Source organism: Rhodococcus sp. NPDC057529, from assembly GCF_042802055.1.
Classification (GTDB): domain Bacteria; phylum Actinomycetota; class Actinomycetes; order Mycobacteriales; family Mycobacteriaceae; genus Rhodococcus_F.
Genome location: NZ_JBHVEY010000006.1, coordinates 45,132 through 68,762 on the forward strand (window position 1 = coordinate 45,132; position 23,631 = coordinate 68,762).

A 23,631-nucleotide genomic window follows, 5' to 3' on the forward strand; every position below is an offset into this window, starting at 1 on the left:
CACACCATCTGGATAACTAGGACGAACATGACCGAATCCACCACTGCCCGCCCTCACGTCCGCGTCGACGACACCCGGCCGCGCGAACGCGGTGTCGCCCGCGGCACCCAGCTGCGCACCGACCTGCCCGCGTCCGTGGAACTGTATCTGCGCCTGTTCGATACGGTCGGCGTGAGCGAGAACCGCACCCGCGACAGCGCGCACCGACTCGCGGATGTCCTGGGGGCGTGGGGCCCCCGGTACCTGGAGGAGATCGAGGGCATCGCTGCCGGCGCCGGGCTCGAACCCTGGCACGTGATGGCGCTGAACGGCCGCACGGAGATCCTGTCCCAGGCCGCCGCGGCCCGTCCCGGCGAGTGCTCCACCATCGCCTACGCACCCGCGGATCGCGCGTCGGCGCCGTTCGGGATCCAAACCTGGGACTGGCATCAGGAACTCGACCCGTACTGGCACACCCATCAGGTGCGCGGAACCCGCCACGCCTACGTCGGGCTGACCGAGCACGGCATCCTCGGCAAAATCGGGATGAACAGCGCAGGCCTCGGCGTGTTCTTCAACATCCTCGGCCACCGCGACGACGCACCGGCCGGAGTGCCCGTGCACATCCTGTCGGCGGCGGTCCTCGGTGAAGCCGAAACCGTCGGCGAGGCCCTCGAACTGCTGCGCTCGGCACCGATCGCAACCTCGGGCGCGTTGACGCTGATCGACCCCGACACCGTCGCGTGCGCCGAAGTCAGTCCCGTCGGCGTCGCGACCCTGCACCCGTCGGACGGGTTCCTGACGCACACCAACCACTTCCTCGACCCGGCCAACGCCGCCCGCGAGAAGACCGGCCTGTACGAGCCCGACTCCCAGGACCGCTACGGGCTGATCGCCTCCCGGCAGCAGCGGTACGCGGCGCCTGCCGTCGCCGATCACCTCGTCGAATACCTGTACTCCGACCCGGGGCAGCCCCAGCTGTGCTGCGTCCCCGCCCCGGACGCGGTCTTCGGTCAGCGCTGGGCCACCCTGTCGACGGTTCTGCTCGAACCCGAGCACCGCCGGGCCCGCATCCTCGCCGGCACGCCGATCGACGCCCGCCGACGGTCGTGGACGACCCTCGACGCAACCACCACGCCCGCGTTCGTCACCGGGTAGGTGAGTGACAAAGCGTGCTCCGGCACTCTTTGCCACTCACCTGGGGGTCAGGCAACCAGATTCGCCGAGGCCCAGTCCATGTGCGCCTGAATCGCTGTGGCCGCTTCGTCGGCGTCGCCGGTTTCGATGGCGTCGACGATCGCGCTGTGCCGGCCGACGTCCATGTTGCCGACGGCACGGTCGAGCCCCGCGAACATGATCGACATCCGGATGGATCCCTCGAGGGAGATCCAGGAGTGCAGGAGTGTGTCGTTGCCGGTCAGCGAGCACATGGTGCGGTGGAAATTCAGGTCGGCCTCGATGCGGGCCTCGAGGACCGCGGTGTCCATGACGTCGAGGGCAGCGCGCAGTTCCGCGATGGCGGTGGTGCGGTCGGCCAGGCCGGCAAGCTCCCGGACCGCCAGTGCCTCGAGGGCGGCGCGGACGGCGAAGATGTCGCGGATCTCCTTGGAATCGAGGTGCCGCACATACAGGCGACCGCGCGCACCCGCGGAGATCAGGCCCTCTTGCTGGAGTTGACGCATCGCCTCGCGGAGCGTGCCGCGGCTGATCTGCAGCATCTCGGACAGTTCCGTCTCCACGAGTGGGCTGCTCGGCGCCAGTTCCCCGCTGGTGATCGCGACCCGCAGGGCGGCGACGGCCTGCTGGCGGAGGCTGGTCTTCTCCAGTCCGAGCAGTGCGGCGGGTTGTCCGGCCATGGGTGCCTCCGTGGGGTCGGCGATCAACTGTCGACAGCGGTCTGTTGACAGCAACCTGTTGACAGCCATCGTACGGCCCTCGCCGCCGGACCCGCGGCGAGGGCCGTACGTGCAGGTCATGCCAGTTCGCTCAGCACCGTGGCGACGATCCGGTCGGTGCTCAGGCCGTACCGATCGTGCAGGGTGGGCAGGGCGCCGGCGTCGAGGAACTCGTCCGGGAGGGCGATCGGCACGACACGTTTGCCGAGTCCGGCCGTGACCACGGCGGCCGCCACGGTTTCGAACAGGCCGCCGATCACGGTGTGATTCTCCAGCGTGACCACCAGGCGGTCGGTGTTCACCTCGGCGAGGACGGTCGCGGCGTCGAACGGTTTGATCGTCGGCGTGTGCACGACCGCGACGTCGACGTTGTGCCCGGCCAGCCGGTCGGCGGCCTGCAGGGCGCGCATCGTCATCAGCCCGCTGGTGACGAAGACGACGTCGTTGCCGCCGCGGAGTACCTTCGCCTTGCCCAGCTCGAACCTGTAGTCGTACTCGTCGAGCACGGTCGCGACCTTCCCCCGCAGCAACCGGAGGTACGTGGGACCGTCGGACGCGGCGAGTTGCGGGACGGCCTGTTCGATGTCGAGGGAGTCGCACGGGTCGACGATGGTGAGGTTGGGAATCCCGCGGAAGATCGCCATGTCCTCGGTGGCCTGGTGACTGGGCCCGTAGCCGGTGGTCAGGCCGGGAAGCCCGCCGATGATGTTGACGTTGAGGTTGGGTTCGGCGATGTCGAGGCACAGGAAGTCGTAGGCGCGGCGCGCGGCGAACACCGAGTACGTGGACGCGAACGGCACCAACCCGGTTTCGGCCATCCCGGCGGCGGCCCCGAGCAGCAGTTGCTCGGCCATCCCCATCTGGAAGAACCGGTCGGGGAACTCCTGCGCGAAGATGTGCATGTCCGTGTACTTCGCGAGATCCGCGGACAGGCCGACGATCTTGTCGTTCTCTCGGGCAGCCTTCACGAGGGCGTGCCCGAACGGTGCAGACGTGGTCTTCTGGCCGTCGTCGACGAACGAGGCGATCATGGCCGAGGTCTTGAGCTTCGGCTTGCTGGCGGTGGTCATGTCAGGCGTCCTTGTTGTCGAAGCCGGCGGTGAGCTGGTCGCGGCAGATCTGCCACTCGTGTTCGTCGATGCGCATGAAGTGCGCCTTCTCCCGGGTCTCGAGCAGGGGCACGCCCTTGCCGACGCGGGTGTCGCACAGAACGATCGACGGCTTGCCGTCGGATTCGGCCGCGGCGTTGTCGAATGCGCGGACGAGGGCGGTGACGTCGTTGCCGTCGACGCGTTCGACGTGCCATCCGCAGGCGGCCCACTTGTCGTGCACGGGTTCGGTGCTCAGCACCGTCGAGGTGGCGCCGTCGGCCTGCAGGGCGTTGATGTCGACCATCGCGGTGAGATTGCCGAGCCGGTGGTGGTGCGCGCCCATCGCCGCCTCCCACGTCGAACCCTCGTCGAGTTCGCCGTCGGAAAGGAAGTTGAATACGCGGGCCGTCGAATTCTGGTGCCGCAGACCGAGGGCCATGCCGACCGCGATGGTCAGACCGTGGCCGAGGGAACCACCCGAGATCTCCATGCCGGGGGTGTACGTGGACATCGCGGACATCGGCAGCCGGGAGTCGTCGGAGCCGTACGTCCGCAGTTCGCTGCGGGGAATGATTCCGGCCTCGGCGAGTGCGGCGTAGAGGCCGATCGCGTAGTGGCCGGTGGAGAGCAGGAACCGGTCGCGGCCTTCCCATTCGGGATCGTCGGCGCGGTACCGCAGTCGGTCGGCGTAGACGGTGGCGAAGATGTCGGCGGCCCCGAGCGCCTGCCCGACGTACCCCTGGCCCTGTTCCTCGCCCATGTCGATGACGTTGTGCCGCATGCGGTACGCGAACTGTTCGACGGTCGCGATGCGCGCCGCTTCACCGGTCGTGTCGGCGGCCGCGGTGGTGGCGGTTGTGATGGTCACAGGAGTTCCTTTTCCTTGCGGATCGTGTGCGTCGTGTCGGCGCTTTTGGAATCGGTGCGCGCCGCGGCCTCGGCGGCGAGGCGACGTTCGGTGGGCCCCCAGGTCTCCCGGGTGATCAACGCCGCCCACAGTCCGATCAGGGCGTACGTGATGAACAGCACCGCGGGTCCCCACCAGCCGAAGGAGACGAACAGCAGCGTGGTGACGAAGGGGGTGAAGCCGGAGACCATCGCCGAGATCTGGTAGGCGAGGGACGCTCCCGACGCTCGGCGCGAGGCGTCGAACAGTTCGGGGAACCACGCACCCTGCGCACCTGCGAGCGAGTTCTGGCAGACGGCGTAGGAGATCACGATGGTGGCGATGATCAGGATGAACAGGCCGGTGTTGACCAGAAGGAACATCGGGATGCCGAACAGTGCCGCGAACGCGCAGGACGCGATGTAGAGGGGGCGTCGTCCGATGCGGTCGGTGAGCCGGGCCCAGGCGACGGTGGCGACGATGCCGATCGCGGACGCGATGCACAGGGCGACGAGGGTTTCGGACTTTCCCGCGAGGCCCTGGCTGTGCAGATAGGAGATCATGTACGTGATCGACACCGCGTAGCCCGCCGTCTCGGCTACGCGAAGACCGATGCCGCGCAAGATGTTCCGCCAGTCATGCTTGATGGATTCGAGCACCGGCGACTTGACGATGTCGCCCTCGTTCTTGACGTCCTCGAAGACCGGCGACTCGGGCACCTTCGACCGGATGATCAGCCCGACCATCACCAGGACGATGCTGGCGAGGAACGGCACCCGCCAGGCCCAGTCGCCGCCGAGGTGCACGCTGAACAGGAACACCAGGTTCGCCAGCAGCAGTCCGACGGGGAAGCCGGCCTGCACGATGCCGGTGAACTTGCCCTTCGACTTCCAGGGGGCGTGCTCGTAGCTCATCAGGATCGCGCCGCCCCACTCGGCGCCGAACGCGAGTCCCTGGATGATGCGGACGAGGACCAGCAGCACCGGCGCGATCAGTCCGACCTGCGAATAGGTGGGGAGCAGGCCGATCGCGAACGTCGCGAGACCCATCGCGATCAGGGACGCCACCAGCACCGGCTTGCGGCCCAGTTTGTCGCCGAGGTGCCCACCGAGCACGCCGCCGAGCGGGCGCGCCGCGAAGCCGACACCGAGTGTCGCGAACGCCGCGAGTGTTCCGGTGACCGGGTCGGCGCCGGGGAAGAAGGCGGTACCGAAGTACAGCGCGGCGGCGGTGCCGAATCCGATGAAGTCGTACGTCTCGATGACGGCGCCCACGGAGGAGCCGATCGCTACGCGCTTGGCGTCCTTCGTGCCATGGACAGGACCTCGCATCCTGAGTGTTTCGGTACTCATGGGGACTCCTCTTCGGGCTGCCGGTTTCTACGATTGCCGCCGATTTGTTGACTGTCAACAGTGCGGTGTTCACAGTGTGATCCGAGCCACGTCGATCTGTCAACCGTTATCCGACGACGGTTGACTGTTAACAGTTGATCGGCTTACTGTGGTGGCAGTCACCCACCGCGTCGTCGACCGGATTCCTGCACTCCGCCGCAGGCCGGGACCCGCGATTCCCGCTACACGAGGAGCGATCATGTCGTCCATCCAGCGCACCGCCGTCGTCACCGGCGCCACCTCCGAGCGCGGCATCGGTCTCGCCACCGCCCGCCGCTACGCCGAGGAGGGCTGGGCGATCGTCGTCCTCGACCTCGACGGCGAGAAGTCCGCGAAGGCCGCCGCCGAGATCGGGAACGAGTTCGGCGTCCCCGCGTTCGGTCACGACATCGATGTCGCCGACGAGCAGTCGGTCCAGCGGGCGCACGACGCCGTCGCCGCCGAGGTCGCCGGCGGAAACCTCCCCGCGGTGGGGGCGCTCGCGAACATCGCCGGCATCACGTCACCAGTGCCGTTCCTCGAGACCACGCTCGAACTGTGGAACAAGGTGATGGCGGTCAACGCCACCGGCACCTACCTGGTCACCCGCGCATTCCTGCCCGCGATGATCGACAACGGGTGGGGGCGGATCGTGAACATGTCGTCGGTCTCCGCCCAGCGCGGCGGCGGCGTCTTCGGGAAGGTGCCGTACTCGTCCGCGAAGGCCGCGGTCCTCGGTTTCACCAAGTCCCTCGCGCGGGAACTGGGCGATAGCGGGGTCACCGTCAACGCCGTCACCCCGGGTGCGGTCGACACCAGCATCCGGGTCGGCAGCACCGCCGAGCAGGAGGCCGCGCTCTGCCGCGACATTCCCCTCGGCCGGGTCGCGACCACCACCGAGGTGGCCGCGGTCATCACGTTCCTCTCCTCCCAGGACGCCGCGTACCTCACCGGCACCACCGTCGACATCAACGGCGGCAGCCACCTCCACTGACCGGATACGTGAGTGGCAAAGAGTGCGGGAGCACTCTTTGCCACTCACCTGAAGTATTTTTGAAGGCGTGTCGATCCATGCCACCCCCCGTTCGACCTGAGGATGAGAAGGTCCAAGAGGGCCCCGACATCCAAGGAGACGAACCATGAAGTACATGCTGATCATGCGCGCCACGGACGAGACCTTCGCGGCATTCCAGGACGCCGACTTCGGCGAGATCATGGACGCGATGGGCAAATTCAACGACGAGATGATCCGGGCGGGTGTGCTGCTCGCCGCCGAGGGCCTGGACCCCGACCCCGAATCGGGTGTCGTGGTCGACTACTCCTCCGAGACGCCGGTGGTGACCGACGGCCCCTACGGTGAGACGAAGGAGTTGTTCGGCGGCTTCTGGATGCTCAACGTGGCGTCGAAGGAGGAGGCCGTGGAGTGGGCGAAGCGTGCCCCGATGGCCGGTCCCGGTTCGAAGGCGGAGATCCGCCGGGTCACCACGATCGACGAGTTCCCTCAGGACAACGAGTGGATCCAGAAGGAGCGGGCGTGGCGCGAAGAGACCGGCCAGCTCTGAACGGGTCGGCGGGCGGCGGCCACACCGGGCGTGAGGCCGTCGCCGCCGTGTGGAGGATCGAGTCGGCGCGGATCGTCGGTGCGCTCGCCCGGTACACCGGCGATTTCGCGCTGGCCGAGGACCTCGGCCAGGAGGCGCTGGCGGAGGCACTGGTGAGCTGGCCACGCGACGGCATCCCCCGCAACCCGGCGGGATGGTTGCTCACCGTCGGCCGCCGCCGCGCGATCGACGCGTTCCGGCGGCGCGCCGCCCTCGACGAGCGGTACGCCGTCCTCGCCCACGAACTGGGCGAGGGCGGCGTCGTCTCGGGTCCCGCGCCCGCCGATCCGGGCCGCGGCACCGGCGACGTGCTGTGGGATCCGGACCAGATCGACGACGACATCCTGGCGTTGATGTTCATCTCCTGCCACCCGGTGCTGTCGCGGGAGGCGAGGGTGGCGCTCACGCTGCGGGTGGTCGGCGGTCTGACGAGCGACGAGATCGCGAAGGTGTTCCTCGTCCCGACCGCGACCGTGCAGGCCCGGATCACCCGGGCGAAGAAGACGCTCGGCGCGGCCCGGGTGCCGTTCGAGGTGCCGCCCGCCGGGGAGCGGACCGAGCGGCTCGGCTCGGTCCTCAGCGTCATCTACCTGATCTTCACGGAAGGGTCGTCGGCCAGCTCCGGCGGCGACCTGATCCGCCTCGACCTGGCGGGCGAGGCGCAGCGCCTCGCCCGGGTGCTGACCCGGCTCGTACCCGACGAGCCCGAGGTCCACGGCCTGCTCGCGCTGCTCGAGCTGACCGCGGCACGGTTCCCGGCCCGCACCGGGCCGGACGGTGAACCGGTGCTGCTCGAGCAGCAGGACCGCCGCCGATGGGACCGTTCCGCGATCCGGCGGGGACGAGCCGCCCTCGCCCGCGCCGAACAGGTCGGCCGTGGCCTGGGCGCCTACGGCCTGCAGGCGGTGATCGCCGAATGCCATGCCGTCGCGCCGTCGGTCGACGCGACGAACTGGGAGCGGATCGTCCTCGTCTACGAGGCGCTCGGCCGGCTCGCGCCGTCACCGGTGGTCGACCTCAACCGGGCGGTGGCGGTGTCCATGGCCCAGGGACCGGCCGCGGCGCTGCCGATCGTCGACGAACTGGTGGCCGCGCAGGCACTGTCGAACTCGCACCTGCTGCCGAGCGTTCGCGGCGAACTGCTCACCCGCCTGGGACGCACCGGCGAGGCGCGGACCGAACTCGAACTCGCTGTGACGCTGTGCGGCAACGAGCGCGAGCGGACCGTGCTCGAACGGAAGCTATCCGACCTCGACGGGTGACGTGAGCGGGGCGTGCCGGTAGGCAGCCGTCTCGAAGTCCAGGTAGCCGCCGAACGAGACGGGGTCGGCGAACGGCAGGATCTGCGTCGCCCAGTACCCGGCGATTCCGGTGCGACGATCGATCCAGTAGTACGAGTTGGCGAGCCCCGCCCACCCGAGCGACCCCCGGGGACGGCCGGTGGGTGCGTCCTCCTCGTTCACCATGAACGTGTACGCCCACGACTTACGCTGTCCGGGAAAGAATTCGGCGTCGTTCGTGAGGGACGGGATCACGGCCGGCAGCATCCCGACCTCCTGACCCTCCAGACCGTTGCACACGGCCGCCTGCACGGTGTCGGCCCGCAGTACTCGCCCATCGGGCGCGTCGCCGTCGTTCAGCCACATCCGCAGGAACTTCAGATAGTCGCCGACCGTCGAGTACAGGCCGTGACCGCCCATGTGGATTTCCGGATCCTGTGGGAGCACCAGATCCAGCGGGGTCGGCCGGCCGTCGTCCTCGCGCTGGTGGATCGTCGCGCGCCGCGCCGCCATCGACCCGGTCAGGGTGAACGACGTGTCGCGCATGCCGAGTGGTGCGAAGACCCGCTCAGCCATCACCTCACCGAGTCGCTTGCCGCGGATCGCCTCGACCACCTGACCGGCCCAGTCGATGTTCGTCCCGTACTGCCACTTGGTGCCCGGATCGAACAGCAACGGTGTCTGCAGCGACGCCCTGCTCGCCGTGATCACGCTGGGCTGGTCGTGTTCCACCCCCAGCCGGTGGTAGGTCGCGTCGAAGAAGTCGTATCCGAATCCGGCGGTGTGCAGCAGCAGCATCCGGGTGGTGATGTCGCGTTTCGGGGCCCGCAGCACCGGGTCGCCGTGGTCGTCGAATCCCTCGATGACCTGGATGTCGCCGAGTTCGGGAACGTGTTCGCGGGCGGGCGCGTCGAGGTCGAGCAGACCTTCCTCGGCGCACTGCAGCACGGTGGTCCCGGTGATCGCCTTGGTGGTGGAGAAGATCGCGAAGACGGTGTCGGTGGTCATCAGTTCGCCGTCGGCGACGGATCGCACGCCGGCCGCACCCTCGAACACCGTCCGGTCGCGGTCGGTCAGCATCGCCACCACTCCGGGTACCCGCGGCGCATCGTCCGCGGTGACGTCGTCGAGAACCTTGCCGAGCGCGGCATCGAGATCGGACATCCCACTCTCCTGTCGTGTCTGTGGTCACTGGCGGAACGTGACGCTACGAGCGGCGGGAGGGTGGGGACGTCTCTGTTCGGCAAGGCACGTCTCGGTTCGGCACTATCCGGTGGTCCGTGTCACAGTCGCGGCGCGACCGGCACACGGAAAGGCCCCCGGCTGCCGTACGCACACCGGGGGCCGACGCCGTGGTCAGGATCCGACGTAGGCGGCGAGGTGCTCGCCGGTGAGGGTGGAGCGGGCGGCCACCAGATCGTCCGGCCTGCCCTCGAAGACGATCCGGCCGCCGTCGTGGCCGGCGCCCGGACCGAGGTCGATGATCCAGTCGGCGTGCGCCATGACCGCCTGGTGGTGCTCGATGACGATGACCGACTTGCCGGAGTCGACGAGCCGGTCGAGCAGCCCGAGCAGCTGTTCGACGTCGGCGAGGTGGAGGCCGGTGGTCGGCTCGTCGAGGACGTAGATTTCGCCCTTGTCGGCCATGGCGGTGGCCAGCTTGAGCCGCTGCCGTTCGCCGCCGGACAGCGTGGTGAGCGGCTGCCCGAGGCTGAGGTAGCCGAGTCCGACGTCGGCGAGCCGCTGCAGAATCTTGTGCGCCGCCGGGATCCGTGCCTCGCCGGCGCCGAAGAACTCCTCGGCCTCGGCCACCGGCATCGCGAGCACTTCGGCGATGTTCCGGCCGCCGAGCGTGAACTCCAGCACCTCCGCCTGGAACCGTTTACCCTCGCATTCCTCGCAGGGGGATTCGACGGTGGCCATCACGCCGAGGTCGGTGTAGATGACGCCGGCGCCGTTGCAGGTGGGGCAGGCGCCCTCGGAGTTAGAGCTGAAGAGCGCCGGCTTCACACCGTTGGCCTTCGCGAATGCCTTGCGGATCGGTTCGAGCAGTCCGGTGTAGGTGGCGGGGTTGCTGCGCCGGGAACCCTTGATGGCGCCCTGGTCGATCGCGACCACGCCGTCCCGGTCGGACACCGAACCGTGGATCAGCGAACTCTTGCCCGAGCCCGCCACCCCGGTCACGACCACCAGCATGCCGAGCGGGATGTCGACGTCGACGCCGCACAGATTGTGGGTGTCTGCGCCGCGCACCTCCAGCGCCCCCGACGATTCGCGGACGGACGATTTCAGCGTGGCGCGGTCGTCCAGGTGCCGTCCGGTGAGCGTGTCGCTGGCCCGCAGACCCTCGACGGTGCCCTCGAACACCACCTCGCCGCCTTCGGTGCCTGCGCGCGGGCCGAGGTCGACGACGTGGTCGGCGATCGCGATCGCCTCCGGCTTGTGCTCGACGACGAGCACCGTGTTGCCCTTGTCGCGCAGTTGCAGCAGCAGGCCGTTCATCCGCTGGATGTCGTGCGGGTGCAGGCCGATGGTCGGCTCGTCGAAGACGTACGTGACGTCGGTGAGCGAAGAGCCGAGGTGGCGGATCATCTTCGTGCGCTGCGCCTCTCCACCGGACAGGGTGCCGGACGGCCGGTCGAGCGAGAGGTAGCCCAGTCCGATTTCCGTGAACGAGTCGAGGAGGTGCTGCAGCCCGGTGAGCAGGGGCGCCACCGACGGTTCCTTCAGGCTCCGCACCCAGTCGGCGAGGTCGCTGATCTGCATCGAGCAGACGTCGGCGATGTTCTTCCCCTTGATCTTCGACGATCGGGCGCCCTCGCTGAGGCGGGTGCCGTCGCAGTCGGGGCAGGTGGCGAACGTGATCGCCCGCTCCACGAATGCGCGGATGTGCGGCTGCATCGCGTCGACGTCCTTGGCCAGGAACGACTTCTGGATCTTCGGGATCAGGCCCTCGAACGTGATGTTGACGCCCTCGACCTTGATCTTGGTCGGCTCCTTGTACAGCAGGTCCTGCAGCTGCTTCTTGGTGAACTTCGCTATCGGCTTGTCCGGGTCGAAGAAGCCGCAGCCGCGGTAGATGCGGCCGTACCAGCCCTCCATGCTGTAGCCGGGAATCGTCAGCGCGCCCTCGTTCAGCGACTTGCTGTCGTCGTACAGCGCAGTCAGGTCGAAATCGGTGACCGATCCCCGGCCCTCACACCGCGGACACATGCCGCCGGTGATGCTGAAACTGCGCCGCTCCTTCGTCTGCTGGCCCCCGCGCTCGATGGTGACCGCGCCCGCGCCGGAGATCGACGCGACGTTGAAGGAGAACGCCTGAGGCGAACCGATGTGCGGCTTCCCGAGGCGGCTGAACAGGATCCGGAGCATCGCGTTGGCGTCGGTGGCGGTGCCGACGGTCGAGCGGGGATTCGAGCCCATCCGCTCCTGGTCGACGATGATCGCCGTCGTCAGCCCGTCGAGCACGTCGACGTCGGGTCGCGCCAGCGTCGGCATGAACCCCTGCACGAACGCGCTGTACGTTTCGTTGATCATCCGCTGCGACTCGGCGGCGATCGTGGCGAACACCAGCGAACTCTTGCCCGAGCCGGACACCCCGGTGAACACCGTCAGCCGGCGCTTCGGCAACTCGACGCTGATGTCCTTGAGGTTGTTCTCGCGCGCACCGTGCACGCGGATCAGGTCGTGACTGTCGGCAAGATGCAGCTCGGGCGATTCCGACCTGTCCCCTCGCTTCGCTCGCCCCGACTCCGCCTTCGTGGCCATGCTCATCGTGTCTCCATCTGTTCGGGCGGAGCCGCGTTCACGGTCTCCGTCGGGTCGACTTGCTCGAACTCAGCGCAGCTCTTGGATGCGGACCATGTTGCCCGCGGGGTCGCGGAAGGCGCAGTCGCGGACCCCGTACGGCTGGTCGGTCGGTTCCTGCACCACTTCGACGTCGCCGGCCTGCAGCTTCTCGAAGGTGCTGTCGAGGTCCTTGGTCGCCAGATTGATGGCGGCGTAGGTGCCCTTCGCCATCATCTCGACGATGGTCCGGCGCTCCTCGTCGGTGACCCCGGGGTCGGCGGCGGGCGGGTGCAGGACGATGGACGTGCCGGGCTGGCCGACGGGGCCGACGGTGATCCACCGCAGTCCGTTGTATCCGACGTCGTTGCGGACCTCGAATCCGAGGATGTCGCGATAGAAGCCCAGCACGGCGTCCGGATCGTCCTGCGGGAGATAGGTCTGGTGAATGGTGATGTCCATGACCATCACGATAAGTGCGGCTCGGCGACCGGCGCTTCTCTATTCCTGATCGGTCTGGTGACCTGTTTCGCGACGCACGACGGTATCCCCGCCGTCGCCTGCTCCGCGTCGCGTTTGTAGGTGCTGGGCGGCACGCCGACCAACTCGGTGAAGCGCGTGCTGAACGTGCCCAGCGACGCGCAGCCGACCGCGAAACAGACCTCGGTGACGCTGAGGTCGCCGCGACGCAGCAGAGCCATCGCACGCTCGATGCGCCGCGTCATCAGGTACGAGTACGGCGACTCTCCGTAGGCGAGCCGGAACTGGCGGCTGAGGTGCCCGGACGACATGTTCACGCCGCGGGCGAGCGCGTCCACGTCCAGCGGTTGTGCGTACTCCCGGTCGATCCGGTCGCGGACGCGGCGCAGGCGCGCGAGGTCGCGCAGGTAGTGCGCCGGGGCAGGGCTGCTGGACACCTACGAAATCGTGCCACGTCGAGCGACGGTTGCCTACCCTCGCGGGTCCACTCGGCAGTGGTCGACGAGCGAGACGTGTTCGTGCGCCGCCGGGAGCCGGTCCCGCTCGGCGCCGCCGACGTGACGGGCCTCCGTCGAACCGAGTTCCTCCCAGTAGCTTTCCGAACGCGCCTGCGGCGTTCGCCGAACGTTCATGCGCCGCCCTTTCGGGATTGCCGGGTCGGGTGGTGTGTGGGACCCGGGCCGCGGCGACCGTTGCCGATCGCCGCGGACCGCCACCACCCCTCCGAATCGAGTCTTCCCCGCACCGTGCGGTCAAGACAGGGCCGTTCGGCCCTACCCACCACACGATCGGGCGCGGACCGATCGACCGCTGTGGCCGAGGTCAGTAAGGTGGTATGTCATCCGGCCGTCTCACGCGGCCACGCTTCCGGAGCACCTCGATCACCGAGGAGGAGCGGATGACGGAGATCGACACCTCGTACGAGCAGCGACTCGTCGATTCGTTGCGGGCACGGGACGAGTCCGCTTTCGCCGAACTGGTCGACCGGCACACGCCGATGATGCTGCGGGTGGCCCGGGGTTATGTGGCCAGCGCCGAGGTCGCCGAGGACGTCGTCCAGGAAACCTGGATCGCCGTGCTGCAGGGCATCGACCGATTCGAGGGTCGCTCGACGCTCCGAACCTGGCTGTTCCGGATCCTCGTCAACATCGCGAAGAAGCGGGGTGTCCGGGACCGGCACGATTCCGACGCCGAACTGGCCGCGTTCACGGGCAGCCCCACCGTGGACCCGGGCCGGTTCCTGCCGAGGACGGCACCGGAGGATCCACACCACTGGGCGACGCCGCCGACCAGCTGGCCGGAGTCCCCCGAGGGTTCGGTCCTCGGCGCGGAGGTCCTCGACGTCGCGAGCCGCGAACTCGAACACCTCCCCGAGCGTCAGCGCATCGTGGTCGTCCTGCGCGACGTCCTCGGTTACGACGCCGCGGAAGTGTCCGCGATGCTGTCGATCACCGCGGCGAATCAGCGGGTGCTGCTGCACCGAGGTCGCGCACACGTGCGTCAGGCCCTCGAGGACTATCTCGGAACGGGAGCGTGAGCCATGGACTGCCAGGACCTCGTCGAATTGGTCACCGCATACCTCGAGGACGACATGGATCCCGAGGCCCGGGCCCGATTCGAGACCCATCTCGGCGAGTGCTCGGGTTGCGCCACTTATCTGGAGCAGATCGAGCAGACGGTGCACACCCTCGGCACGCTGCCCCCGGAGGAGCTCGATCCGGCGCTACGCGACCGTCTGCTCGACGCGTTCCGGGAGTGGCGCTAGCTGCGGGAGAGTTCCCGCACAAAATAATGTCCGGCGGGGCGTAACGTTTCGCGCCTTCGCGGACACCGTTCGAGTAGCTGTGGACGCTGGGTTCGCGGCACTCGGACAGGAATTCAGACCATGAACGCCACACATTCGCACCAGGACGCCCGACGCACCCACCGCGGCTCGCTGCGGAAGCGGATCGTCACCGTGGTGGTGGCCGCGGCTGCTCTCGGCGTCCTTCCCATCGGCGCAGCGGCTGCGGTTACCCCGGTCGCCGACCACACGGTCGTCGCAGTCGCCGCCCCCGACACCGGCCGCGACATCCCCGGCGGCAACGACGACCGCACCCGCGACCGTCAGCGTGAACAGCGGCAGGAGCGCAGGGCCGAGGACATGCCCGCGATCATCTGGACCATCCCGCTCACCTGACGCCGCTCAGCCGTTGCCGGACAACCATTTTCGCGGTGGGCGCCGGTTCGACGGCACCGCCACGGGTCGTCACCGATCGATCCGAGTGCCCGCCTCGGATCGATCAGGAATCGAGAAGCGCCGCTCACCGGACCGCAGTAGCGTTCTTGCCAGAACACGACGGCCGGACCGATGGGAGAGAGCACATGACGACGAACAGCCAAGCAGGCAAGCGCAAGCCGGGTACGCCGGGTGCGTTTTCGCGGTGGATGCAACGGAAGATGAATGCCCGCATGAACCGCAAGATCCGACGCGGCCACGGCCAGTTCATGGGCATGGACGTGCTGATCCTCAACACGGTGGGCCGCCGGAGCGGTCAACCGCGGCAGTCACCCCTGGCCTGGTTCCCGGACGGTGACGACGCCCGGCTGGTCGTCGCGTCGGGCGGGGGGAGCCAGAATCCCGACTGGCACGCCAACCTGATGGCGCACCCCGGCGAGGTGTCGATCGAACTGCCCGGCACCGACGCCACCCCCGTGGTCCCGCAGCAACTCGAGGGCACCGACCGTGAGCAGGCCTGGCAGCGCATCGCCGCCGCCCAGCCCCGCATCGCGAAGTATCAGAGCAAATCCGACCGGCAGTACCCGGTCATCCGGCTCACCTCACGATGACGGCGGACTTTCACACCGACGTCGGTCTTTCCGTGCGGCCGGTTACGGCCCCGAACCCGAAGCGCGGACACGACGTTGGTGTCCAGGACGTACTTCACAACTCAGCAGTTCGGGCGGTCGAACCGAGGCGTCCGGGCTCGAACTCGATGTCGGCACCCTCATCGGTGCTCAACAGGTCGACGAGAGTGACCGGCTCCCGCTCGAGGGCCGCGCCGAGGATCTCGCGTACCTCCGCCTCGACCGACCGGTGATGCTGCTCAGCGCGCGCCCGCAGGGCCGCTTTGGTTCCCGCGGGAAGGTTGCGGATCAGGATCTGTTCCACCGTGACCACCTCCGATATCATCCCAACGATATCGCCCCCGGCGCGCGAGGTGCGGTATCGAGATCGATCGGCAGCGCCGGATTCGGTGGGAGACGAACCTAGCGGGCGCCGAGCAGGGCACGCGCCCGCAGGATCGCCTGTTCGACGTTGTCGTCGAGATCTCCCGATGGGAGCGCACCGATTTCGCCGCGGAGCAGCTCGACGTCCTTGAGCAGCAGGTCGTATTGGACGTCGACGAGGTTGTCGCTCATCCAGCTCTGGCCGGTCGATACCCCGATCACCTCGAGGAGGCCTGCGGCTGGTGTGCCGAGATTCTCCGCGAGTTCGAGCATCCGTGCGGTGGCGGCCAGGTTGTAGGTGGCCAGCGCATTGTTGAGTAGTTTCACCAGGGCCGGCTGACCGTAGGACTCCATGCGGAACACACGACCGGAGATGTCGCCGAGCAGTCGGTCCTCGGCGGGTGTGGCGTCGGGTCCGGCGAGGAAGATGGTCATCGAGCCTCGGCGCGCACCCTGGGGGCCGCCCGACACGGGGGCTTCGAAGACGCGCCAGTCGTCCGGGGCCGAGGGCATGATCTTCCGGGCGTCTTCCGGCGCCAGCGTGGTGTGGACGAAGACGGTCAGCGGCCGTGTGGTGTGCTCCCGGAGCGCCGCGAAGACGGACGACACCTGGTCTGCCAGCCGCACGGCGACGTGAACGCTGTCCACGGACGGCCAGTCCAGGGCCGCCAGGTCGCTGCCGGCCGGCGACCGGTTCTGCTCCGACCACTCGCGGACGCGCTCGCCGTCGAAGTCGTAGCCGTACACCTCCCGCCCGAGCTGGGCGAGGTGTGCGCCGATATTTCCGCCGATGGGTCCGAGCCCAATTATCAAGTGCATGAATGTTCCTCGAGTGTGAGATGTATGTGGGACGTGCCGGGGCGGCAACCTCTCAGTCCTCGGTGAGGCCGCGCTCCGCCATGACCTGCTTGACGAGAGTGAGGCCGTTGAGCACGCGCGGGAACCCGACGTAGGGGATGCAGTGGATCAGGGCTCCGACGATCTTCTCCTTGGTCAGGCCGACGTTGAAGCCGGTGTTGATGTGCAGCTTCAACTGGGGTTCGGTACCCAGGGCGACGAGCGTGGAGATGGTCACCATCGTCTGCTCCTGCTGGGTGAGAGCACTGCGGGAGTAGATGTCGCCGAAGGCGAAGGAGACGATGTAGTCGGACAGGTCTGCGTCCAGACTTTTGTAGGACTCCACGAGCTTGACGTGGTCGAACGTGTTGGCGTGGTCGGTGGAGACGAGCTCCATCATGCGGTCGAGGCCGCGCTGGTAGCGATCTGTAGCCATGAGTATTCCTCGTGAGCGAGTCTGAAGAAGTGAGTAATTTGCAAAACGATACGTCGCGTAGCGCTAATAGCACCCGATGGTGGGCTACGGAAAGGCTGTCGACATGAAGGACTCGAGTGCGAGCGATGGCGGAACGCCCCGGACCGCGGGATCCGGTCACGAGAAGCGGCGCGCCCGGACGGAACGGCTGGTCCTCGACGCCACACGGGAGATACTGGCGGAGAACGGATTCGGAAGCCTGACCGTCGAGGGCGTCGCGGCACGGTCGGGGGTGGCGAAGACTACGATCTACCGCAGGCACCGGTCCAAGAACGATCTGGCCCTGGCCGTCCTGCTGGACATGGTCGACGAGGTGAGCACGCAACCGTATCGGGCGGATACCGCTACCGCACTGACGGCGCTCGTCGACCGGACCGTCGAACTCATGTGCACCTCTCTGATGGGCCTGGTCATGAAGGGCCTGGTCTCGGAGGTCGCCGCGGACCCCGAGCTCGCACGTGTCTACCGGGAGCAGGTGGTGAGCCACCGATTGGCGGACGTGAGCGCGCTGGTGGAGCGCGGAATCTCCAGAGGAGAGTTGAGGGCTGACCTCGACCCTGAAATGGTCACGGATCTCGTGCTCGGCCCCATCTACTACCGGTTCTTCCTGAGCGGCTCGCCCATGGACGACGGATTCGGAAAGCGGCTCGTCGCCACTCTGCTCCCCTCGTTCGCAGCCACGGAGGGCAGCACCCCGGAATGATCGGAGCGCCTCCCATCCACGACTGAATTATTTCTGTCCCTGCGGGTTTCGCACGAGCTTCTTGTTCGCGAACTCGTTGAAACCGTATCGGGCCAGCTCGCGACCGACGCCGGACCCCTTGACGCCGCCGAACGGGAGGTCGGGCGAACTCTTGCTGGTGCTGTTGATCCACACCATGCCGGTCTCGAGTTCCGCGGCGACGCGGTCGGCCTGCTCCGGACTCGAGGTGAACACGCTCGACGAAAGCCCGAACGGGGAGTCGTTGGCCAGTTCGATCGCCTCCTCCAGGGAGCCGACACGGTGGACGACCGCCACCGGACCGAACAGTTCCTCGTCGAACGCGCGCATCTCGCGTGTGACGCCGGTCAGGACGGTGGGCGGGTAGTAGGCCCCCTCCGGCCGCCCACCGCCCAACAGCACTTCGGCTCCGTGTGAGATCGCTTCCTGGACAAGCTCGTCCAGCTCCTCGGCTCCCGAGTTCGACGCCATCGGTCCGAGCTTGGTCTCGGGGCTGGTCGGGTCGCCGGGCCGCCAGCCGGACATCCCGTCGACGAATTTCCTCACGAACTCGTCGTACACACGTTCCTCCACGAGGAACCGTTTCGACGCGGTGCAGGCCTGCCCGCCGTTGCCGAGACGGCCGACGACGGCGGCGGCCGCCGCGGCGTCGACATCGGCGTCGGCGAGCACGATGAACGGGTCCGATCCGCCGAGTTCCAGCACGCACTTCTTCATGTGCCTGCCGGCGATCTCGCCGACGGCGGACCCGGCCTTCTCGGATCCGGTCAGCGACACGCCCTGGACGCGGGGATCCGCAACGGCGTCGGCAACCTGCGCCGAAGAGATGAAGGCGTTGAGGTAGACGCCCGCGGGCAGACCGGCCTCGGTCAGGACCCGTTCGATGGCGAGGGCGGACTGGGGGCAGTTCCGGGCGTGCTTGACGATGATCGTGTTGCCGAGAGCGATGTTCGGGGCAGCGAGGCGTGCCACCTGGTAGTAGGGGTAGTTCCACGGCATGATCCCGACGAGCGGGCCGATCGGCTCGGTGCGGACGACGGCCGTGCCGGATCCCGTGATGTCGAGGGGCTCGTCCGCCATGAAGTCGTCCACATGGTCGGCGTAGTACTGGTAGATCGAGGCCACCAGCTCCACCTCGCCTCTGGCCTGCGCGATCGGCTTGCCCATTTCCAGGGTGAGGAGCTTGGCCAGCTCGTCGGCCTGTTCGCGGTGGATCTCGGCGGCCCGGGTGAGGGCGGCGCGGCGGCGCTCCAGCGGCGCGGTTCGCCAGGAGCGGTAGGCCGCGGTGCTCCGTCCGACGAGATCGTCCAACTCGGCGTCCGTGATCTCCGGGTACTGCGCGTTCCGGTCCCCGGTGACCGGGTCGGTGGTGGTGTACACACCCATGGGCTTCTCCTGTGTGGTGATGACGGGTGTCAGGCCGCGACCGTGTCGACGGACTCGAAGCCGCGGTAGTTGTCGGCGGTGACGTCGGCGAGGACCGCACGATAATTACCCAGACCACCGAGGTAGAACAGAACGCTGGGCTTCTTCCCCGGAATGTTCGCCCCGAAAATCCACGAATCGACCTTGGTGAACACCGTCATGTTCGCGATCTCCGTACAGGTATCGGTCCATTCCGCCTCCGCCTCCGGTGTCGGCTCGATCGCTCGCAGTCCGTTGCGCTCGGCGTACGCGATCGTGTCGCTGATCCATTCGACCTGCGTCTCGATGCTCGGCGGTAGATTCGTGAACGGGCCATTGGGGCCGAGCACCATGAACCAGTTCGGGAAGTTCGCCGTGGAGATGCCCAGGTAACTGGTCGGCTGCCCGTCCCAGTGGTCGTTGATGTTCACACCGTCCCGGCCGCGGATCTCCATGCGCCGGTAATTGCCGTCCACGGCGTCGAACCCGGTCGCGAAGACCAGCACGTCCAGCTCGTGCAGAACACCGTCCTCGGTCACCACACCGTTGGCGGTGACCTCGCGGATGGGGTTCTCCTTGATGCCGACGGCGTCGACGTTCGGCCGGTTGAAGACCCGGTGATAGCCGTCGTCGCACAGCGGGCGCCGGGCGAACAGGCCGGTCGGGGTGAGCTTGCGCGCCGTCTCCGGGTCCTCGATGACCTCGGCGATCTTGGCACGGATGAACGACGCCGCCGCCTCGTTGGCTTCCTCGTCCGTGGCGATGTCACCGAAGGTGGCGAACATGAAACGGAAACCGCCACCGTGCTGCCAGGCCTCCTCGAAGACGCGACGGCGTTCCTCCTCCGAGACGCTCATCGCCGGCACCGTGGACTCCTCGAAACCGAACGCGACGGAGGAACCCTTGACCTGCGTCCAGATCCTGTCGTAATCGGCCTTGACCGCGTCGATCTGTTCGGTGGTGACGGGGCGCTTACCGACCGGGACGGAGTACTGCGGGGTGCGGACGAACACGGTCAGGTGCTCGACCTCCGGCGCCAAAGCCGTGACCACCTGCTGGCCGGTGGAACCGGTCCCGATCACCCCGACCCGGCGGCCCGCCAGGTCCTTGCCCTCGGGCCACGCCGCGGTGTGGATGGTCTCACCCTCGAACGTGTCCAGACCGGGCAGATCGGGAAAGTTGATGGCCGAAAGCAGCCCGACGGCATTGATCACATACGTGGCCCGGTACACCGCCCCGGTGTCGGTGGTGACCTCCCACAGTGCCTGATCGTCGAGGTAGACGGCGGAGGTGACCTCGGTGCCGAACCGGAAATGGCGGCGCAGATCGAACCGGCCGACCACACCCTCGAGATACTCGAGAATCTCGGGCTGGGTGATGTACGTGTGTTCCCAGGTGCCGTCCTGCAGCAAATCCTCGTCGAAGGAAAACCGGTAGACATGGCTTTCGGTGTCGGAGAGAGCACCCGGGTACCGGTTCCAGTACCACGTCCCACCCGGGCCGTCGGCCTTGTCGAAACCCACCGTGGTGAGCCCGAGCTCGTTGTGCAACTTGTGGACGGCGTAGATCCCGCCGAATCCGGCGCCGATGACGACGGCGTCGACGATCTGAGGTGTGGCCTGTGCAGACATGACGAACTCCTGTGTCGTTCCGATACAAAAAAGAAAGGGTGAAAGAATGTGGGGCGGAGCAGCATTGCGCGATTGCCGGGTCAGACGATCGCCTTCTCTTACGCGATCTGCGCCCTACCCGCCGCGGTAGTCGTAATGTGATCGCCGCCACCGCGTTTGGATCAAGGATAAAAGCAAGGTCCAGCACAACTACGTTCCAATGTGAAACACCTTGTGGAAACCTGTGCGCGCGCTCGGGCGCGGGCGCGAGAGAATCGAGGGCGCGTTGTGAGAAGCATGCGGAACCGAGGCCCGTGCCGCGAATATCCTGGGCCGAATGAACAGACCCCCGGACAGTGGATCGTCGGGGGTCTGTTCATCGAGGTGTTCTCGGTGGGCTAGCTCATCGTTGCGTCTGCAGGGCGTGGTGCAGGAGTGGCAGGTTGGGGCGAGCTCAGTTGACCGATCAGCTCTTCGGCTCTCGGACCGCCGAGGAATTCTGCCGGGGTCTTCGACGTCTCACGCATTCCGATAACCGCGATCGCACCGATTCCGGTGGCAACCGCACCGAACATTGCGACCGGAAGCCAGCCCGCCGGGCCCGCGCCGAGGAGGACGGCGGCGATCAGTGGAGCGAATCCTGCAAGAAGGTTCCCGAGCTGGTTGCTGACAGCCATGCCGGTGAATCGCACGGGTGCGGGGAACTGCTCGGCGAAGAACGACGTCCACACGCCGTTGTAGCAGCTGAAGAACAGCGACATGTTGACGAACGCGAAGATCACGATCAACACGACATTCGCCGTCGAAATCGCCCACAGGTAGGGGAAGATGCTGAGCGCACCGCCGACAGCGCCGATCAGCATCGTTCGCTTCCGGCCGATGACGTCGGAGAGGTGGCCGGCTGCCGGGATGCCGATGATCGACAGGGCTATCAACCCGGAGATGATGGCGAGCATCGTGCCTCGATCCACTCCGACCGAGGTGGCATACGAGAGGCTGAACACGGCGAACAACGTTTGCATCGACGCCATCAATGATGCTCCGGCGACTCGGATCACGTCGCCCCAATGGTGTGTGAGCACGTCGTTCAGCGGTAGCTTCCGAACCTGATCCTCTTGTCGCGCTTCGGTGAAGGCCGGAGTTTCGTCGAGATGGCTTCGCACGTAGTAGGTGATGACGACGACTACCGCGCTGAGCCAGAAGGGAATTCGCCAGCCCCAGGTGTAGAGCGCGTCGTGGGGCAGCATCGCGATCGGGAGGAACACGACGGTGGCCAGGGAGCAGCCGACGGCGTAGCCGACCATGACGAAACTGGTGAAGAATCCTCGGCGCCCGACCGGGGAATGCTCGACGGTCAACGTCGACGCGCCTGCCGATTCGGCACCGGCGGAGAATCCTTGAACGACGCGGAGGACGACCAGCAGCACCGGGGCGACGAGGCCCAGCTGGTCATACGTCGGAAGGCACCCGATGGCAAAGGACGCGACGCCCATCATCACGACGGTGGCCAGCATGACGCGTTTGCGGCCGAGCCGATCGCCGAAGTGCCCCATCACCACGGCGCCGACCGGGCGGGCGACGTACCCCACGGCGAAGGTCGCGAACGATGCGATGAGCGCAACGGTGGGGTCGCCGGAGGGAAAGAACAACACGTTGAAGACCAGGGCGGCTGCGGCGCCGTACACGAAGAAGTCGTAGTACTCCAGTGCGCTGCCGAGGAGCGCGGCCGTCGCCGCGCGACGGGGGGTCATCGCGGGCGGCGACGAGGTCGTGCTTGTCATGTGCTTCTCCTGAAACGGACTCGGTGGGAGCAGGCAGGGTCCGAGGACGTAGTGATCCCCGGCAGCGGCGCGGCGTCTGTGTGATGGCCGACACGGTGCCTGGATCAAACGTAGAAGCACGTTCCGGCCCGCCCGTGTTCCAATGTGAAACACCCGTGCCGGGGAACGTTCCAGTGGGCGTTACCGGTCGGCCGGCGCCTCGGGGAGTGAGGGCAGCGGCCGGGATGCGACGTCCCGTGCCTCGTCCTGGGCGGCGACCAGTCCTGGGCGCGAGCGCGTTTCGACGTCGTCCTGGCGTCTGGTGTCCGATCCCGGATCAGCGGACCGCCTTGCCGAGGTCGACCGTGCTCACGTCGACCTCCAGCGGGATGATGTCGCTGCGCACCCACGTTTCGTAGACGTCGTATCGGAGACCTTCGGGCGTCCAGGACGTGGAGCGGATGCACAACATGGGTTCGTTCTCGTCGATCGCCAGTGCCTCGGCGATCTCCGGTGTCGGCCTGGCGGCGCGGATGATGCGGTTGGCACCGCCCAGGCTGAATCCCGCGTTCGTCAGCAGAGTCGTCAGCGACGCCTCGCCGGCGAGCACGTCGGTCGCGGAAGCCAGGACCGGAGTCAGGATCGGCGGGCTGTAATTGGTACTGAACAGCGCGGGCGTGCCGTCGAGGGAGCGAACACGCACCAACTCGAAACCCAGTGTCTCGCTGGGCAGATTCAGCGCCTGACAGACGTGGTCGGGAAACGTGGCAGTTCCCGAGCGCAGCACCCGGGTGCTCACCGACCGGTTCTGGTGGCCCATCGCATTCTCGAGGAAGCCTTCCTTGCCCTGGATGACCCAGCCGGTGCCGTCCTTGGGGGCGCTGGCGAACACTCCGCGGTTCGGGATTCGCTGCGCAACTCCGCGAGATTCCAGGAACTGCAGGGCCTGACGGACGGTCGCCCGCGACAGTTCGAACTGGACGGAAAGCTCGTTCTCGCTGGGCAGCTTGGCTCCGCGGGCGATGACCCCCGACGAGATCCGACCCTCCAGCACGGACGCCAGCTGCTGGTAGTACGGCACAACCGACTGCCGATCGATCGAACCCTCGGTACTCGTAGTCACGGAGCGGCTCCCTTCGCTCTCTGATGTCTCGATCGTAGGTGTTGAACGGCCAGGCTTTGTCCACGACCGTGCCCCTTGTCCATTTACTACTCATCCCCTAGCAACCGAATTGTACGTACGATA

25 protein-coding genes are annotated in these 23,631 nt (G+C 67.3%); 9 read left to right on the forward strand and 16 right to left on the reverse strand.

All coding sequences use genetic code 11. The annotated features are described in order from the left end of the window. Nucleotides 1-27: 27 nt before the first annotated feature. Nucleotides 28-1,137, forward strand: coding sequence for a C45 family autoproteolytic acyltransferase/hydolase (locus tag ACFU5V_RS13270; protein ID WP_378699718.1), 1,110 nt, complete (start codon nt 28-30; stop codon nt 1,135-1,137). A gap of 47 nt (nt 1,138-1,184) precedes the next feature. Here the strand turns inward: ACFU5V_RS13270 and ACFU5V_RS13275 are convergent, their stop codons facing one another. From ACFU5V_RS13275 to ACFU5V_RS13290, 4 genes are all read right to left on the reverse strand, one after another. Then, nucleotides 1,185-1,835, reverse strand: a complete 651-nt coding sequence (locus ACFU5V_RS13275; protein ID WP_378699720.1) for a GntR family transcriptional regulator — start codon at nt 1,833-1,835, stop codon at nt 1,185-1,187. 116 nt (nt 1,836-1,951) lie between these two features. After that, nucleotides 1,952-2,944, reverse strand: coding sequence for a transketolase family protein (locus ACFU5V_RS13280; RefSeq protein ID WP_378699722.1), 993 nt, complete (start codon nt 2,942-2,944; stop codon nt 1,952-1,954). Between the two features lies 1 nt (nt 2,945). Next, a complete protein-coding gene (locus ACFU5V_RS13285) occupies nt 2,946-3,833 on the reverse strand; it encodes a transketolase (RefSeq protein ID WP_378699724.1) in 888 nt (295 codons plus the stop codon). Beyond that, nucleotides 3,830-5,203: an MFS transporter gene (locus ACFU5V_RS13290; RefSeq protein ID WP_378430435.1), complete on the reverse strand. Its 1,374-nt coding sequence runs from the start codon at nt 5,201-5,203 to the stop codon at nt 3,830-3,832. Before ACFU5V_RS13290 ends, ACFU5V_RS13285 begins: the two co-directional genes overlap by 4 nt. A gap of 238 nt (nt 5,204-5,441) precedes the next feature. Between ACFU5V_RS13290 and ACFU5V_RS13295 the strand changes: the two genes are divergently transcribed. The 3 genes from ACFU5V_RS13295 (at nt 5,442) to ACFU5V_RS13305 (ending at nt 8,084) form a co-directional block, all read left to right on the forward strand. After that, on the forward strand, nt 5,442-6,215 hold the full coding sequence (locus ACFU5V_RS13295; RefSeq protein ID WP_378430436.1) for an SDR family NAD(P)-dependent oxidoreductase: 774 nt from the start codon (nt 5,442-5,444) through the stop codon (nt 6,213-6,215). 145 nt (nt 6,216-6,360) lie between these two features. After that, nucleotides 6,361-6,783: a YciI family protein gene (locus tag ACFU5V_RS13300; RefSeq protein ID WP_072943599.1), complete on the forward strand. Its 423-nt coding sequence runs from the start codon at nt 6,361-6,363 to the stop codon at nt 6,781-6,783. Continuing rightward, complete coding sequence (locus ACFU5V_RS13305; RefSeq protein WP_378699726.1) at nt 6,756-8,084, forward strand: RNA polymerase sigma factor; 1,329 nt, start codon at nt 6,756-6,758, stop codon at nt 8,082-8,084. The genes ACFU5V_RS13300 and ACFU5V_RS13305 overlap by 28 nt, the downstream gene beginning before the upstream one ends. On the opposite strand, the gene ACFU5V_RS13310 is transcribed toward ACFU5V_RS13305, so the two are convergent. From ACFU5V_RS13310 to ACFU5V_RS13330, 5 genes are all read right to left on the reverse strand, one after another. Continuing rightward, entirely contained in the window at nt 8,064-9,266 is a 1,203-nt protein-coding gene (locus ACFU5V_RS13310) for a serine hydrolase domain-containing protein (RefSeq protein WP_378699728.1), read from the reverse strand. The genes ACFU5V_RS13305 and ACFU5V_RS13310 overlap by 21 nt on opposite strands. Nucleotides 9,267-9,458: 192 nt before the next feature. Further along, entirely contained in the window at nt 9,459-11,876 is a 2,418-nt protein-coding gene (locus ACFU5V_RS13315; RefSeq protein WP_378699730.1) for an ATP-binding cassette domain-containing protein, read from the reverse strand. 63 nt (nt 11,877-11,939) lie between these two features. Beyond that, complete coding sequence (locus ACFU5V_RS13320; RefSeq protein ID WP_378699732.1) at nt 11,940-12,350, reverse strand: VOC family protein; 411 nt, start codon at nt 12,348-12,350, stop codon at nt 11,940-11,942. Between the two features lie 5 nt (nt 12,351-12,355). Further along, a complete protein-coding gene (locus tag ACFU5V_RS13325; protein ID WP_072943606.1) occupies nt 12,356-12,805 on the reverse strand; it encodes a helix-turn-helix transcriptional regulator in 450 nt (149 codons plus the stop codon). 33 nt (nt 12,806-12,838) lie between these two features. Continuing rightward, nucleotides 12,839-13,000: a hypothetical protein gene (locus tag ACFU5V_RS13330; RefSeq protein ID WP_192581847.1), complete on the reverse strand. Its 162-nt coding sequence runs from the start codon at nt 12,998-13,000 to the stop codon at nt 12,839-12,841. A gap of 203 nt (nt 13,001-13,203) precedes the next feature. On the opposite strand from ACFU5V_RS13330, the gene ACFU5V_RS13335 reads away from it, so the two are divergent. The 4 genes from ACFU5V_RS13335 (at nt 13,204) to ACFU5V_RS13350 (ending at nt 15,197) form a co-directional block, all read left to right on the forward strand. Continuing rightward, nucleotides 13,204-13,905, forward strand: coding sequence for an RNA polymerase sigma factor (locus ACFU5V_RS13335; RefSeq protein WP_378430442.1), 702 nt, complete (start codon nt 13,204-13,206; stop codon nt 13,903-13,905). A gap of 3 nt (nt 13,906-13,908) precedes the next feature. Beyond that, complete coding sequence (locus ACFU5V_RS13340) at nt 13,909-14,133, forward strand: anti-sigma factor family protein (protein WP_378430443.1); 225 nt, start codon at nt 13,909-13,911, stop codon at nt 14,131-14,133. A gap of 120 nt (nt 14,134-14,253) precedes the next feature. Next, nucleotides 14,254-14,547 (forward strand): hypothetical protein, encoded by a 294-nt coding sequence (locus ACFU5V_RS13345; RefSeq protein ID WP_072943611.1) that lies wholly within the window; start codon nt 14,254-14,256, stop codon nt 14,545-14,547. A 185-nt stretch (nt 14,548-14,732) separates the two neighbouring features. Beyond that, a complete protein-coding gene (locus ACFU5V_RS13350) occupies nt 14,733-15,197 on the forward strand; it encodes a nitroreductase family deazaflavin-dependent oxidoreductase (protein ID WP_378699734.1) in 465 nt (154 codons plus the stop codon). 94 nt (nt 15,198-15,291) lie between these two features. Here ACFU5V_RS13350 and ACFU5V_RS13355 read toward each other — a convergent pair whose 3' ends face one another. From ACFU5V_RS13355 to ACFU5V_RS13365, 3 genes are all read right to left on the reverse strand, one after another. Then, entirely contained in the window at nt 15,292-15,519 is a 228-nt protein-coding gene (locus ACFU5V_RS13355) for an Arc family DNA-binding protein (RefSeq protein WP_378699736.1), read from the reverse strand. A gap of 98 nt (nt 15,520-15,617) precedes the next feature. After that, a complete protein-coding gene (locus tag ACFU5V_RS13360) occupies nt 15,618-16,397 on the reverse strand; it encodes an NAD(P)-binding domain-containing protein (protein ID WP_378699738.1) in 780 nt (259 codons plus the stop codon). A gap of 52 nt (nt 16,398-16,449) precedes the next feature. Next, nucleotides 16,450-16,851 (reverse strand): carboxymuconolactone decarboxylase family protein, encoded by a 402-nt coding sequence (locus tag ACFU5V_RS13365; protein WP_378430446.1) that lies wholly within the window; start codon nt 16,849-16,851, stop codon nt 16,450-16,452. A 103-nt stretch (nt 16,852-16,954) separates the two neighbouring features. On the opposite strand from ACFU5V_RS13365, the gene ACFU5V_RS13370 reads away from it, so the two are divergent. Next, entirely contained in the window at nt 16,955-17,593 is a 639-nt protein-coding gene (locus ACFU5V_RS13370) for a TetR/AcrR family transcriptional regulator (protein ID WP_378699740.1), read from the forward strand. 27 nt (nt 17,594-17,620) lie between these two features. Here ACFU5V_RS13370 and ACFU5V_RS13375 read toward each other — a convergent pair whose 3' ends face one another. The 4 genes from ACFU5V_RS13375 to ACFU5V_RS13390 all read right to left on the reverse strand — a co-directional run bounded on the left by ACFU5V_RS13375 (nt 17,621) and on the right by ACFU5V_RS13390 (nt 23,508). Further along, nucleotides 17,621-18,997 (reverse strand): NAD-dependent succinate-semialdehyde dehydrogenase, encoded by a 1,377-nt coding sequence (locus ACFU5V_RS13375; protein ID WP_378699742.1) that lies wholly within the window; start codon nt 18,995-18,997, stop codon nt 17,621-17,623. Between the two features lie 29 nt (nt 18,998-19,026). Then, nucleotides 19,027-20,646 carry a flavin-containing monooxygenase gene (locus ACFU5V_RS13380; protein ID WP_378699744.1) on the reverse strand — a complete coding sequence of 540 codons (1,620 nt, stop codon included), beginning with the start codon at nt 20,644-20,646 and terminating at the stop codon, nt 19,027-19,029. A 377-nt stretch (nt 20,647-21,023) separates the two neighbouring features. Continuing rightward, nucleotides 21,024-22,406, reverse strand: a complete 1,383-nt coding sequence (locus ACFU5V_RS13385; RefSeq protein ID WP_378699746.1) for an MFS transporter — start codon at nt 22,404-22,406, stop codon at nt 21,024-21,026. A gap of 316 nt (nt 22,407-22,722) precedes the next feature. Beyond that, entirely contained in the window at nt 22,723-23,508 is a 786-nt protein-coding gene (locus tag ACFU5V_RS13390) for a GntR family transcriptional regulator (RefSeq protein ID WP_378699749.1), read from the reverse strand. Nucleotides 23,509-23,631 lie beyond the last annotated feature (123 nt).